The sequence below is a fragment of the Rhodospirillaceae bacterium genome (assembly GCA_016712715.1).
In the GTDB taxonomy this organism is placed as follows: domain Bacteria; phylum Pseudomonadota; class Alphaproteobacteria; order Dongiales; family Dongiaceae; genus Dongia.
In genome coordinates, this window is the sequence record JADJQM010000002.1 from 17,806 (window position 1) to 31,925 (window position 14,120).

13 protein-coding genes are annotated in these 14,120 nt (G+C 62.5%); 5 read left to right on the plus strand and 8 right to left on the minus strand.

Going from position 1 to position 14,120, the window contains the following annotated elements:
* Nucleotides 1-7 precede the first annotated feature (7 nt).
* Genes IPK59_10825 through IPK59_10835 form a run of 3 tightly spaced genes read right to left on the minus strand, consistent with a single transcriptional unit; the run spans nt 8 to nt 3,544 of the window.
* On the minus strand, nt 8-1,003 hold the full coding sequence (locus tag IPK59_10825) for an ABC transporter permease (GenBank protein MBK8159222.1): 996 nt from the start codon (nt 1,001-1,003) through the stop codon (nt 8-10).
* A 15-nt stretch (nt 1,004-1,018) separates the two neighbouring features.
* Nucleotides 1,019-2,560 (minus strand): sugar ABC transporter ATP-binding protein, encoded by a 1,542-nt coding sequence (locus IPK59_10830; GenBank protein ID MBK8159223.1) that lies wholly within the window; start codon nt 2,558-2,560, stop codon nt 1,019-1,021.
* Nucleotides 2,561-2,602: 42 nt separating this feature from the next.
* Complete coding sequence (locus IPK59_10835; protein MBK8159224.1) at nt 2,603-3,544, minus strand: sugar ABC transporter substrate-binding protein; 942 nt, start codon at nt 3,542-3,544, stop codon at nt 2,603-2,605.
* Nucleotides 3,545-3,709: 165 nt separating this feature from the next.
* On the opposite strand from IPK59_10835, the gene IPK59_10840 reads away from it, so the two are divergent.
* Nucleotides 3,710-4,741, plus strand: a complete 1,032-nt coding sequence (locus tag IPK59_10840) for a LacI family DNA-binding transcriptional regulator (protein ID MBK8159225.1) — start codon at nt 3,710-3,712, stop codon at nt 4,739-4,741.
* On the opposite strand, the gene msrP is transcribed toward IPK59_10840, so the two are convergent.
* The 4 genes from msrP to IPK59_10860 all read right to left on the minus strand — a co-directional run bounded on the left by msrP (nt 4,738) and on the right by IPK59_10860 (nt 8,704).
* Entirely contained in the window at nt 4,738-5,712 is a 975-nt protein-coding gene (gene msrP, locus IPK59_10845; GenBank protein ID MBK8159226.1) for a protein-methionine-sulfoxide reductase catalytic subunit MsrP, read from the minus strand. The two genes, IPK59_10840 and msrP, sit on opposite strands and share 4 nt — an antisense overlap.
* A gap of 155 nt (nt 5,713-5,867) precedes the next feature.
* Nucleotides 5,868-6,338 carry a DNA starvation/stationary phase protection protein gene (locus IPK59_10850; GenBank protein MBK8159227.1) on the minus strand — a complete coding sequence of 157 codons (471 nt, stop codon included), beginning with the start codon at nt 6,336-6,338 and terminating at the stop codon, nt 5,868-5,870.
* A 148-nt stretch (nt 6,339-6,486) separates the two neighbouring features.
* On the minus strand, nt 6,487-7,689 hold the full coding sequence (locus IPK59_10855) for a pyridoxal phosphate-dependent aminotransferase (protein MBK8159228.1): 1,203 nt from the start codon (nt 7,687-7,689) through the stop codon (nt 6,487-6,489).
* 121 nt (nt 7,690-7,810) lie between these two features.
* Nucleotides 7,811-8,704 (minus strand): DMT family transporter, encoded by an 894-nt coding sequence (locus tag IPK59_10860; protein MBK8159229.1) that lies wholly within the window; start codon nt 8,702-8,704, stop codon nt 7,811-7,813.
* A gap of 111 nt (nt 8,705-8,815) precedes the next feature.
* On the opposite strand from IPK59_10860, the gene IPK59_10865 reads away from it, so the two are divergent.
* The 3 genes from IPK59_10865 (at nt 8,816) to IPK59_10875 (ending at nt 12,461) form a co-directional block, all read left to right on the plus strand.
* Nucleotides 8,816-10,258, plus strand: coding sequence for a PLP-dependent aminotransferase family protein (locus tag IPK59_10865; protein MBK8159230.1), 1,443 nt, complete (start codon nt 8,816-8,818; stop codon nt 10,256-10,258).
* Nucleotides 10,259-10,394: 136 nt separating this feature from the next.
* On the plus strand, nt 10,395-11,309 hold the full coding sequence (locus tag IPK59_10870) for an EAL domain-containing protein (GenBank protein ID MBK8159231.1): 915 nt from the start codon (nt 10,395-10,397) through the stop codon (nt 11,307-11,309).
* A gap of 81 nt (nt 11,310-11,390) precedes the next feature.
* On the plus strand, nt 11,391-12,461 hold the full coding sequence (locus IPK59_10875; protein ID MBK8159232.1) for a patatin-like phospholipase family protein: 1,071 nt from the start codon (nt 11,391-11,393) through the stop codon (nt 12,459-12,461).
* A gap of 62 nt (nt 12,462-12,523) precedes the next feature.
* On the opposite strand, the gene IPK59_10880 is transcribed toward IPK59_10875, so the two are convergent.
* A complete protein-coding gene (locus IPK59_10880; protein MBK8159233.1) occupies nt 12,524-13,234 on the minus strand; it encodes a TerC family protein in 711 nt (236 codons plus the stop codon).
* A gap of 120 nt (nt 13,235-13,354) precedes the next feature.
* Here IPK59_10880 and IPK59_10885 point away from each other — a divergent pair, with 120 nt between their 5' ends.
* Complete coding sequence (locus tag IPK59_10885; GenBank protein ID MBK8159234.1) at nt 13,355-14,116, plus strand: DUF2189 domain-containing protein; 762 nt, start codon at nt 13,355-13,357, stop codon at nt 14,114-14,116.
* Nucleotides 14,117-14,120 lie beyond the last annotated feature (4 nt).

Genomic DNA, 14,120 nt, shown 5'->3' on the forward strand with positions numbered 1-14,120 from the left:
TGCTCCCTCAATTTTCCGCCATCTGTCGGCCCAGGCTGGAAAGGCCGACGGCAATGATAAGAATGGCGCCCTGCAGGATATATTGCGAATAGGTCGGCGCCCCGAAGATATTGAGGCCATTGAAGCCGAAGGCGATGATCAGCGCGCCGACGAAGGTGCCGATGATATGGAATTCACCGTCGCGCAAGGTAGCGGACCCCAGGAACACCGCGGCGAAGGCCGTGAGCAGATAGGAATCGGCGGCACTCGTCGTGCCGCTGCCAAGGCGCGACGCAAGCAGGGTACCGGTCAGCGCCGCACACACGCCGGACAGCACGAAGCCCAGGATCTTGATTCGGTCGACATTGATCCCGGCAAGCCGAGCCGCGGCCGGATTGCCACCCACCGCCTGGATTTCCTGGCCGATGGCGCTCTTTTCCACCAGCAGCCAAAGACTGCCCAGCACGGCAACCATGATCACGATGTTGTTGGGGATGCCGAACAGCCAACGCCCCAGCGACAATTGCAGGAACGCCTCCGGCACGCCGGCAACGATCGGCACGCCGGCCGAGTAAGCGAAGGCGAGGCCCGTGAGGATCGTCCCAACCCCCAACGTCGCGATGACGGAATTGACCTTCGCCTTGGTGACGATTAGGCCGTTGACCAGGCCGATCAAGGCGCCGACCAGCAGGATGACGACGATGGCCGCTGGAATTGGCAGCCCGTGCCGCACGATAAGCCCGGTCACAAAGACGCCGTGCAGGCTGGCCGCAAATCCGATCGACAAATCAAGCTCACCGACGATGACGGCCATGGTGAGGCCGCCCGCGATGATCATGGCGAGCGACGCCTGGTTGATCACGTTGGTGAAATTACCCAGGGTTGGAAACGCCTTGGGCGAGAGAATCGAAAAGGCCGCCAGCATGAGAACCAGCCCGATGATGGTGGCATAGCGTGCAAAGACGCTGAGCGCATGCTTGGCCCCTGGCGAGAGGCGGCGATTGCTGAGCACGATATCGGTCATGGGCTCCGTTCCTTACTAGGCTGCCTGGTCGACATAGCTGGCAGCAACGATCGAGGCGCGCGAGATGGCATCGCCGGCAAGCTCAGTGACGATCCTTCCCTCAGCCATCACCAGCACACGGTCGCACAGATCCGGTAGTTCATCCGGTTCCGACGAGATGACCAGCACGGCCATACCATCCGCCGCGAGCTTCCGGATGAGGCGATGGATTTCGGCGCGGGCGCCGACATCGACGCCGCGCGTCGGCTCGTCGAGGATGAGGATGCGGGGGCTTCGCCGCAGCCAGCGGCCGATCACCACCTTCTGCTGATTGCCGCCGCTGAGGCGTCCCACAGGAACATGGATCCCCGGTGTCTTGATCGCGAGGTCCGCCACCATGTCGCGCGCCAGGTGGTTGCGCTTGGCCGGACTGATCAGCGGAAACAGCGACGACATGGTCAGGCTGCTCAGATTGGCGAGCGACAGGTTGAAGGCGATGCTCTTCTGCAGCAAAAGGCCTTCCGACCGCCGCTCTTCCGGCACAAGGCCGATCCCGGCTCGGTAGGCATCCGTTGATTGGCGCGGCGCGAAGGGCTTGTCGTTGAGGACCATGGCGCCGGCATCGATCCGGTCCGCGCCATAGATCAGTCGCACAAGTTCGGTGCGCCCGGCACCGACCAGCCCGCCGATGCCGAGCACTTCACCCCGATAGAGGTGGAACGACACATCGTTCACCTTGGGGTGCCGAACGAGATGGGAGACGCTGAGCACGGGCGCGCCGACGGGGCGCCTGCGTGCGATCTGCGTCTCCAGGGCAACGCTGTGCCCGACGATCGCCTCCACCAGAACGGACCGGCTAAGCTGAGTTCGATCGACTTCAGCGACCGACCTTCCGTCACGAAAGACTGTCACGCGGTCACAAAGACGCAGGATTTCGTCCAATCGGTGCGACACATAGAGGACGGCGACGCCCGAGCGCGACAGATCCTGGATGATGTCGAACAGGCGCTCGCTTTCCCCGGCGGATAGGGAGGCGGTCGGTTCGTCCATGACGATGAGCCGTGCCTTGTGCACCAGGGCGCGGCAAATGCTGACCATCCAGCTCTCGGCGGTCGAAAGCGAGCGGACCTTCGCATCCAGGCTGGCGCGTAGCCCGACACGCGCGGCAAGCGGCGCCACATCACGCGCGATCGCCTTCCAATCCACCAGTCCGAAACGCTTCTTCTTGGCGACGCCGAGCATGATGTTCTGGAGCACCGTCATCGACGGCACCAATGCCAGATCCTGATGGATGAAACTCATGCCGAGTTCGGCGGCCTTGTGTGGCGAGTCGATGGCAACAAGCTTCCCATCCACCCGAATCTCGCCACCATCGGGCGGAACCAGGCCAGCAAGAACCTTGATCATGGTCGATTTACCGGCGCCATTGGCGCCGACCAGCCCATGTACCTCGCCGGGCCGCAGATCGATGGCGACACCTCTCAGGGCCTGGGCACCGCCAAAGGCCTTGCGCACATCGGTAGCTGTGAGAAAGGGGAGCGCCGCAATGTCTGTCGCGATAGTATCGGAATTGTTCATCGCAAGAGCACGCACGCTCCCCCTTGAATGCCTAGGTGACGATCACTTGATCGCGTCAGGATGATCGGTGATGAACTGCTCGACCGACTCCTTGGTCACCACGACCGCGGGCACTTCCGCCGCCTTGGGCTGCCAGCCGTCGCCTGCTTTCCTGATCTCGTCCAGCATCTTCACCATGTTGTAACCCTCGGTGTAGCTGTCCTGCCAGGCGGTGGCGGTCATATGGCCGTTGCGGATGTTCTCCAGCGCCTGCGCATTGCCGTTGATGCCGTAAACCTTGACGTCGTCCCGGCCCTGCGCGCGCAGGGCACCGATCGCGCCGATGGCAGGATCGTCCCAGCAGCCCCAGATGGCAAGCGGTTCGGAACCGGCCGGATGCGAGGTCAGCCAGGCATTGGCATATTGCGCGCCATCCTCGAAATAGCCCGGAATGCGCACTTCATTCTTGGTGACGTTGATGTCGGGATGCTGTGCCAGGATCTCGTCCATCACCGTTTCGCGGTTCCGGCAGACCTCGCCGGTACGGTAGGTCAAAGCCAGCACGCTGCCTTTGCCACCCATATCCTTGGCCATCATTTCAACGATCGGCGTTGCCATCGGGCCGCCGGAACCGTTGGTGGCAGCGACCGTGCTGCCGAGGCCGCCGCCCCAGGTCACGACGGGGATGCCGGCGCTTTTCGCGGCATCAAGCCCGGCACCGATGGAGGAGAAGGGGAACACCATGTCGATGATCACATGGGCGCCGCGCTGCGCGAAATTCTGGATTGCCGAGTTGGCCTGATCGGCGCTGCCGGCGGCGTCGATGACCGAGACTTCCCAGCCCAATTCGGCCGCGGCCGCCTCGGCCCCTTTGATGTAGCGGACATTGTTGGCTTCAGTCGCGGCGATCGAGACGATGCCGACCAGCGGCTTGTCAGCCAATGCCAAATTCGCACCCAAGGTCAGACCGAGCCCGAGCGCGCAGAATCCGAGTGTCTTCCTCATGTTTCCCTCCCACAGGAACCGGGGCTGTCCGCTTTGGTGTTTGGCGAACATGTCCTAACCGTTTCGCCAGAATTACGCAGGAGGATGCGATGATCAAGCAGAATCTGGCGGTAGACTTTTATTTTCAGCGCGGTAAATTGGGCGAAACGGTTAGCTGGATAGTAAATGGCGACGATTCGGGATGTAGCGAAGGCTGCTGGGGTGTCGATTGCGACGGTGTCGGCCGTCGTGAACGATTCCGCCTATGTCAGCCCCGAATTGCGCAAGCGGGTGCAGACCGCCATCGAACAACTGGATTACGCCCCCTCGGCCGTGGCGCGAAACCTCAATCGCGGCAAGAGCCAGCTCATCGCCATCGTCGTCGCCGATCTCTCCAACCCCTTCTACAGTCATGTGGTCTGCCTCGCCGAAGCGGCGGCGGCGGCATGGGACTACTCACTGGTCGTCTTCAACAGCGATGAAAAGCCCGAGGCCGAAAAGCGCATCATGTCGCGGATCCGGCAGATCTCCTGCGACGGCGTCGTCCTGGTGCCGGTTGGCGAGATGGCGCAGCACCTGCAGCGCGACCATGAAGGGAAGTCGATCCCAACGGTCCTCTTCGGCCGCGTGTTCGAGGACCGCCGGTCCGACACGGTCACCATCGACAATGAATCCGCCGGCCGACAGGCCACCAATTATCTGCTCGATCTCGGCCATCGTCGCATCGGGTCGATCACCGGGCCACTCCACCTCACCACCGGCCGCGGCCGCTATGAAGGCATGATGCAGGCCCTGCAGGCACGTGGTGTCACACCCTTGCCGCAGCATATTCGCCAGGGCGAGTTCCGCGAGGAAGTCGCCTATGCCATGGCGCGTGAGATGCTGGAACGGCCGGACCGGCCGACGGCGCTTTATGTCGCCAATGGCGTGATGGCCCTGGGCCTCATGCGGGCCCTGGCCGATCTGGGGCTGAAATGCCCGGAGGATATCTCGATCGCCTCGACTGATACCATCACCGGCATCAGCGGCCTGCGCCCCCGTCTCACGCGCACCGAGCATCCGATCAACGAGATGATCAACGAATCATTCCGCATGCTGATCAGCCGTATCAACAACAACGCGCCGCAAGCACCGCGCAACGTGGTCTTCCAGCCGACCCTGGTCGTCGGTGAAAGCTGCGCGCCCATTGTCGGCGCCTCGGCACCGATCGCCGTCTAATAGAAAAACGTGCGGTCGTTGAGGTCGGGATAGAGGCCGGCCACGAAGTCGCCATAGCCATTGAAGATCTGCGTCGGCACGCGCTCGCCCGAGCCCAGCAGGCGCTCCGTCTCCTGGCTCCAGCGCGGATGCGAAAAGGCCGGATTGACGTTGGCATAAAAGCCATACTCGCTGCTCTGCAGGGCCTGCCACAGCCCCACCGGCTGCTCGTCGGTAAAGGTGATGCGCTGGATACCCTTGGCCGACTTGAATCCGTATTTCCAGGGCAGCGCGATGCGGAAAGGCGCGCCGTTCTGCTTCGGCAATGCCTTGCCATAGATGCCGGTCACGACGAAGGCGAGTTCGTTGGTGGCCTCGGCCAGGGTCAGGCCTTCGATATAGGGCCAGGGATAGATCGGGTCATCCTGCCCCGGCGCCGCTTCGGCATTCATGAAGCTTTCAAAACGCAGGAATTTGGCGCCGGATTGCGGCTGCGCCAATTTCACCAATTCGGCCAACGGAAATCCGCTCCACGGCACCGCCATCGACCAGGCCTCGACGCAGCGGTGGCGGTAGTTGCGCTCCTCGAGCGGCATTTGCTTCAAGAGATCGTCGATCGCAATGGTCTGCGGCTTGTCGACCAACCCGTCGATCGTGATCACCCAGGGCCGGATGGGAAGTGCCTGTGCGGCGTCCTTGATGTCCTTCGACGTGCCGAATTCGTAGTAATTGTTATAGGAAGTGGCATCCGCTTCCGGCGTGAGATCGCGGTCGAGCGTGAATTTCTCGTTGCGCTTCACCGGATAGAGGCCCGCCGACGGATCCGGCGTGGCATCACCCTCGGCCGCCGCCTTCTTCTCGCAGGCGAGGAGCGCCGGGGCGAACACGGCGCCGGCGGCACCGGCCAGGAAGCGTCGCCGGTCCCGAAAGACATGCTCTGGCGTGAGCGCCGAATCCTTCAGCTCCCAACCACGGTACTTCCGGATCCACATCGTCATTCTCCTTCGGGCATCACAATTGACCAACGAATGGCCTAGACGTGATACGCGCACGATGGGGAATAGATTACAGGGGTTCCGTCACCGGCACAAAAGAAGACCGGCGCGGAACTGGCCCGCGCCGGTCCTAACATATTGAATAACAGCCTTTACTTACTCAGAAGGGCACGCAGCATCCAGGCGTTCTTTTCATGGATCTGCATGCGCTGGGTAAGGAGGTCAGCCGTGGGCTCGTCACCCGCCTTATCGGCGGCCGGGAACACGCTGCGCGCCGTCTTCGAGATCGCTTCCTGCCCCGAAACAAGCTGCCGGATCATGTCTTCGGCCGAGGGGACACCCTGCTCTTCCTTGATCGAGGAAAGCTTGGCATAGGCGGCATAGGTGCCCGGCGCCGGATAGCCCAGGGCGCGGATCCGTTCTGCGATAAGGTCGACGGCCAGCGCCAATTCCGTGTACTGCCCCTCGAACATCAGGTGCAGCGTGTTGAACATCGGCCCTTCGACGTTCCAATGGAAGTTATGGGTCTTCAAATAGAGCGTGTAGGTGTCGGCCAGCAGGCGCGACAGGCCGTCGGCAATGGCCTTGCGGTCCTTTTTGGAGATACCGATATCGATTTCCATCTGTGCCATGCTCGCCATCCTCGTTGACTGGTTAGGCTCTAAATTTGGTCCTAAACCCCGACATTCGCAAGGCTTTAGGCCCGGCGGGCAGAATCAATTTTATCGCAGCCGGTGATCGAACGCCTCGATCACCGTTGCGCAGAACAGCTTAGCTCAGCTTCTCACAAGCGCGGATGATGCGGTTGCAGGCATCGCGCAGCGCGTCGGTCGAGGTGGCGTAGGAAATGCGGAAATGAGGGGACAGGCCGAAGGCCGAACCCTGCACCGCGGCCACACCTTCCGATTCCAGCAGATAGGTCACGAAGTCGTCGTCGGTTGCGATCTTCTTGCCGTCCGGCGTGGTCTTGCCGATGGCGCCGGCACAGGACGGATAGACATAGAACGCCCCCTCCGGCTTGTGGCAATGCAGCCCCTTCGCCTTGTTGAGCATCTCGACCACGAGGTCGCGGCGTTCCTTGAACGAGACATTGTGCTTGGCGATGAAATCCTGCGGGCCGTTCAAGGCTTCGACCGCCGCCGCCTGGCTGATCGAGGACGGGTTCGAGGTCGATTGCGACTGGATCTTGGCAATCGCCTTGATGAGCGGCGCCGGGCCGCCGGCATAGCCGATGCGCCAGCCCGTCATGCAATAGCTCTTCGAGACGCCGTTCATGGTCAGCGTGCGCTCATAGAGCTTCGGCTCGACCTCGGCGATCGTCGCGAACTTGAACTGGTCATAGACAAGATGCTCATACATGTCGTCGGTCAGCACCCAGACATGGGGGTGCTTCAACAGCACGTCGGCGATGGCGCGCAGTTCCTTGGCGGAATAGGCGGCACCCGTCGGGTTGCTGGGCGAATTGAGGATCAGCCATTTGGTCTTCGGCGTGATCGCCGCGTCGAGCATTTCCGGCTGCAGCTTGAACTGATGGTTCTGCCCGCATTCGACGAAGACCGGCGTGCCTTCGGCAAGATGCACGATGTCCGGATAGGAGACCCAATAGGGCGCCGGGATGATCACTTCATCGCCCGGGTTCACCGTGGCGACCAGCGCGTTGTAGAGCACCTGCTTGCCGCCGGTGCCGACCGTGATCTGGTCGAGCTTGTAGTCGAGATTGTTCTCGCGCTTGAACTTGGCGATGATCGCCTTCTTCAGCGCATCGGTGCCATCGACATTGGTATATTTGGTGTCACCGGAATTGATCGCCTTGATCGCCGCCTGCTTGATGTTCTCCGGCGTATCGAAATCCGGTTCGCCGGCGCCAAGCCCGATGATGTCGCGGCCCTGTGCTTTGAGTTCGCGCGCCTTCATGGTGACGGCGATGGTGGGCGACGGTTTGATACGGTCGAGGCGGTCGGCGAGGAAAGCCATTCTGGGTCACCTTTGGGTGGGTCAAACGAGGCTGGAAATTCGGGCGGGAACATAGCCCCCGCCCCCACCCCCTGCAACCCCCGCGAATGCAAACCAGCAATGCCCCTGGACGGGCAATGTCTCAGGCGTAGCGGCGCGCCTTGGCCACGGCAATTGTCACCATGACACTTCCCAGAAGCAGCCCCCAGCCGACCTCCTCGCCTAAAAAAACGGCAGCAAGGCCAAGCCCGATGAACGGCTGGAACAGCTGGATCTGGCTGACCCGCGCCGTCCCGCCCAGCACCAGGCCGCGGTACCAGAACAGGAAGCCGATGAACATCGAGAACAGGGTTACATAGCCAAGGCCGATCCAGGCCGATACCGGCACGATTTCCGGTGCCGCGGGCCAGGTGAGGATCATCGCCGGCAGGCTCAACGGCAGGCAGACGACCAGCGCCCAGGAAATGACCGCGGCGGGCGGCATCTTCTGCGACAACCTGGCACCCACCGCATAGCCGATGCCGGTGACGATCACCGCTCCCACCATCAGCAGATCGGCCGGGCCGAAATGGCCGCCACCCTCATAGACCACATAGCCCGTGACCGAGGCCGCGCCGAACGCCGCCCAGAACCAGAAGGGACGCTGCGGCCGCACCGTGCCGATCATGGCCCCTACCAGGCAGGTCGCCAACGGCATGAGCCCGACGAACAGGATGCCGTGGCTGGCCGGCACAAAGTGCATAGCCAAACCAGTGAGCACCGGAAAGCCGATGACGACGCAAAGGCCGACCAGGCCAAGACGCAGGAGATCGCGACCGCTGGGCAGGGCTGGGCGGGCGGCCATCAGCCATAGGCCGCCGAGAACGGCTGCCCCCACGGCGCGCGCCGCACTCACGAACCAGGGGTCGAGCACCAGGACGGCAGCGCGTGTGGCCGGCAGCGAGCCGCCGAAAATCGCGACGCCGATGAAACCGTAAAGGAGACCTCTGAGGGCTGGAGTCAGCAACGGGGTCGTGGCAACGGCGGCATCGGTCATGGCGGACTCTTTTCCAAGTTTGAGCCCCATCCTGATCGCAGCACCCCTGGCGCGAACAGGCACACATCCGATACAATCTGCCAATCTATACCAGCACAAATTCCAATACAGATGGACCTCGACCTCAGCGCCGAAACCGGCACCCTCACCACCCGCATCGCCGGAGCCCTTGGCCGCCGCATGGCGAACGGCGCCTTGGGCGCCGGCGAAAGGCTGCCCTCGGTCAGGCGGCTCGCGGCCAGGCTGGCAGTCAGTCCCTTCACCATCGTCGCCGCCTATGACCGGCTGGTGGCGGATGGGCTGGTCATCGCGCGGGCGAAGTCCGGCTTCTTCGTGGCGCCCCGCGCGCAAGGTACGCGGCCCCTGACACTCGATCCCCCAGGACATTGCGATGGGCCAAGCGCCCGGATCGGCGTCAATCCGATCTGGATGATGCGGCGCTCCCTCACCCTCGACCCCGACCAGCCCAAGCCCGGTTGCGGCTGGCTGCCGCAGGATTGGCTGCCGGAGGCCGCCTTGCGCAGTGCCCTTCGGGCGCTGGCGCGGGCGCCCGAAACCGGTCTCCTTGAATATGGCGTGCCGATGGGATTCCGGCCGCTCCGTGACCTGCTGGCGCGGCGCATGAACGAATTGGAAATCCCGGCGACACCTGAGCGCGTGCTGCTGATGGACGGTTCATCCCACGCCATCGATCTGGTCTGCCGCTATCTTATCGAGCCGAACGATGCCGTCCTGGTCGACGATCCCGGCTATTTCAACTTCCACGCCGCCGTGCGCGCGCAACGCGGCAAGCTGCTGCCGGTGCCGATGACCGCAAGCGGTCCCGACCTCACCGTTCTCGAACAACTTGCGGCAGCACACCGGCCCAAGCTCTATCTGACCAATGCCGGCCTGCAGAACCCGACCGGGGCAAAGCTCGGCCTGTCGATAGCGCATCGCCTGCTTGCGCTGGCGCAGAAATACGATTTCAGGATCCTTGAAGACGACATTTTCCGTGACTTCGAGGCCGCGCCGGGACTGCGCCTCGCCGCCCTAGACGGCCTGCAGCGCGTGATCCATCTTGGCAGTTTCTCAAAGACGCTCTCCGCCGCGACGCGGATCGGGTTTCTGGCCGCCGATGCGGCCACCATCGCCGACCTCGCCGATCTCAAACTGGCGATGAGTTTTGGCAACAACGAATTGTCCGCGCAATTGGTTCACCGGCTGCTGAGCGATGGTTCGTATCGCAAGCATGTGGCGGGAATCCGCGACCGGCTGGCGCGCACACGCTTCCGCGTGAGCAGGAAACTCACCCAATTGGGACTGGTGCCATGGTTGCCCGAGACGGCGGAATCGGGCGAAGGCTTGTTCCTGTGGCTGGGCTTGCCCCCGGGGAAGGGCCAGACGGCACGTAACGCCGAGGCCCTGGCGGTCGCCGCCCAGGATCAAGGCATCGTCCTGGCGCCCGGGAACGTGTTCAGTCCGGAAGGCGCTTGGCCAAGCCATTTGCGCTTCAACGTGGCGCAAACCCTCGATCCCCGGATTTTTTCGTTTCTGAGATCCGAATTGTCCTGAACCCGCCAAAATACGGCCATGGATACCACTTCGGCGGTATTCGGTGACGTTTTTTAGTCACCCTTGACCATTTGTACTTGTATCCGTCACTTTGCGGCTGGGGACGACACACAATTCGTAAGGTCCGGAAGTAGCAATGTCAGGCCGACTAAAACTGAAGCTGCTGGTGTTCGTGATTGCCTTCATGCTTGGCATGGCGGCCCCCCTCATCGGTGCCAAACCCAATATGCTGCTCGCCTTCGGCGCCATGATCGGAATCATCATGGGCCTGGTGGCGGCGCTCGCCGTCGAGCGCCCGGAATCCCTTGCCAAGCAGTTCACACGCGCGATCGAGGAAGGTGGCCTCTCCATGGTCTACCAACCGATCGTGACGCTTGATGCCAACCACACCATCATCGGCGCCGAGCCATTGCTGCGCTGGACCACCCAGGTCGGCGACGCGATTTCGCCTGCCGATTTTCTGCCGATGGCCAAGGCAATGGGACTTGGACCTGTCCTCAACCAGCGCGTCATCGAGATGGTGCTGGCGGATCTCGGTCCCGCGCTCAAGGGAGAGCGCGAGCTTTGCGTCACGCTCAATCTCGAACCCGACGAGTTCGCCGACCTCACCAAACGCGAGGCACTGGCGGCACGCGTCGCTGCTGCCGGCATCCCCCCGCACCGCATCGCCATCGAGGTTAACGAGATCGATGCCGCCGACCGGCAGATCCGCCCCGCGATCTGGGACATGAAGCAACGCGGCTTCCGCATTTCGATCGACGATTTCGGCATCGGCGGCGGCGACAGCGAATATCTTTCATCGCTCAACCCGGACCTCATCAAGCTCAACCGGCGCTTCGTGGCCTTGTCAGGGAATGGCGGGCCGGTCGCTGGCCTGGTGGCCGAACTTGTCCGCCTTGCCAAGAAATGCAACGGCCGGATCGTGATGGTCGGCATCGAAAGCCCCGACATCGCGCGGCGAGCCAGCGCCCTTGGCGCCGATCTCGGCCAGGGCTTCTATTGGCATAAGCCCATGCCGGCAAAGGAGTTCCTGGAGTTGCTGCGCGGTTGATTTGCGCCAATCAGGCGCTCTTCATGAAAAATAAACCGTCTTTCGGGATGATGGCTCCCGCCATTGACCTGAAAGTCCCCGATGAACGGCAAATCGCCCACGACGGCATCGACCGCGCCCACGCCACGGATCCATAAGCCAGGCGTGAAGCGGATCAGTCTCGCGTTGCAGGGTGGCGGTTCCCATGGCGCCTTCACCTGGGGCGTCATGCACCGGCTGATCAGCGAGCCCAGGATCTACATCGACGGCCTGAGCGGCACCAGCGCCGGCGGCATGAATGCGGCCGTTTTCGCCGACGGATTCCTCAAGGGCAAGCGGCAAGGCGCCATCGATGCGCTGCAGGCTTTCTGGATGGGTGTCTCGGCGTTGAACCCCATCCCGCGCGCGATCCCGCGCGGCATTCCAGGCGTGTCCGAAGGCTGGGACGTCGACAAGGATCCCACTTTCATGTGGCTGGATTTCACCACGCGCCTGTTTGCGCCCCGCCAGGTCAATCCGATGAAGCTCGATCCGCTGGGCGATCTGCTGGCTGATCTGGTCGATTTCGAGAACCTGCGCAATCATCCCGAGGTGAAGCTGTTTGTGACCGCCTCCAATGTGCGCACCTGCCGCTCACGCACCTTTCGCACACCCGAGATGTCGGTGAAGGCGCTGATGGCCTCGGCCTGCCTGCCCTTGATGTTCGAGGCGGTCGAGGTGGATGGCGAGTTTTATTGGGACGGCGGCTATCTCGGCAATCCGGCCATTCACCCGCTCATTCACGAATGCGACAGTTCCGATGTGGTGATCGTGCAGATCAACCCGATGAACCGGCCGGATGTGCCGTTGACGGCCCGCGACATTCTCAACCGCATCAATGAAATGACCTTCAACGCCAGTCTCGTGCGCGAGATGGAGGGATTTGCCACGCTGACGCGGTTGATCGAAAACGGCGAGTTGCACAACGACCGCTACACTGCGGTCCGGTTTCACGAGATCAGCGCCGAGGTGGAGCTTGCCGAAATGGGCTCGCTCAGCAAGATGAATACCGAGCGCGCCTTCCTCGAGCATCTCCACCAGCTCGGCTATGAAACCGCCGACAACTGGATCACGCAGAATTTCGAGCGCATCGGCTGGGAAAGCACCATCGATCTCAATGCCCGATTTGGCTAAGGCACCACCTGCACAAAGGAGCGCGTCATTGCCGGGTCACATCCGGCAATGACGCCTGCCTCCTAGGCCTTCACGCGAGCCCTCTTCTTCCGCGCCCACAGGTTGAGCATCTCGACCAGCACCGAGAAGGCGATGGCGAAGTAGAGATAGGCCTTCGGGATGTGGAAGTGCAGGCCTTCACCCAAGAGCGCCATGCCGATCAGCAGCAGGAAGGAAAGAGCCAGCATCTTTACCGTGGGATGACGGTCGACGAAATTGCCGACCGGGCCGGCGGCGGCGATCATCACGATCATCGCGGCGATGACGGCGGCGACCATGACCGAGAGATGGTCGGCCATGCCGACCGCGGTGATGACGCTGTCGAGCGAGAACACGATGTCGAGGATGGCGATCTGAACGACGGCCGCACCCAGGCTGAGATATTTGCCGCCCTTCACGCCGCCTTCGGAACCTTCGATGTGATGGTGGATTTCGGTCGTTGCTTTGGCAAGGAGGAAGAGACCACCGCCCAGAAGAATGACGTCGCGCCAGGAGAGGTCGTAGGTCATCTCCGGCCCGAACCAGTCGAAGGTCCAGAAGGGCTCCGTCAGCCCGACGACCCAGGCGATCGAGGCCAGCAACAACAGGCGCGTGCCCAGGGCGAGCAACAGGCCGACCCGCCGGGCCAGCATCTGGTGGGCCGGATCGCAGCGGCTGGCGACGATCTGCACAAACAACAGATTGTCTATGCCAAGCACGATTTCCAGGACAGCAAGGGTCAAGAAACTCAGGATGACGGCTGGGTCTGTGAGTAGTTAATCCGCAATCCAATCGAATGGGGCTGGGATCAGGTCCGCCATGCGGCCCATGCCCTGGAAAGCCTCGAAGCATCCGCCACCAGGCCGCATGAAGATATGGCGAGTTCGCCGCCAACGGTGCGGCGCATCGCGGCCACGGATTTCTTCGATATCTTCCGTAAGGCCTTCGCTGATTTCGGCGCCTATCGCACCGACGTGTTCTTCTTGTGCATCATCTATCCGGTGGTCGGCATCGTCATGGCGCGCACGGCCTTCGGCTACGACATGCTGCCGCTCCTGTTTCCGATGTCTTCGGGTTTTGCGCTCATCGGCCCCTTTGCCGGCCTCGGGCTTTATGAAATGAGCCGGCAACGGGAACTGGGTGTTGCCGTCACCTGGCGCAATGCGTTCGCGGTCCTGCGCGCGCCGGCCCTCGGCAGCATCGTCTTGCTGGGCCTTATCCTGGTTGCCGTGTTCGTGCTGTGGATCGCCACGGCAGCGACACTCCACACCGCCATTCTGGGGCCCGAACAGCCGCTCTCCATGGGCGCCTTCCTGCAGGACGTGTTCATGACGCAAGCTGGCTGGACCCTGATCGTGGTTGGCATGGGGGTAGGCTTCCTGTTTGCCTGTCTCGCTTTGGCCGTGAGCGTTGTCTCTTTTCCGCTGCTGCTTGACCGCGATGTCGGGCTGGGGACGGCGATCCGCACCTCGTTCAACGCGGTCGCGGTCAATCCGGTGCCGATGGCCGTCTGGGGCGTGATCGTCGCCGGCAGCCTGCTGCTGGGCTCGATCCCGTTCTTTGCCGGGCTGATTATCGTGATGCCGGTTCTTGGCCACGCCACCTGGCATCTCTACCGCCAGATGATTGCGCCCTAGCGCG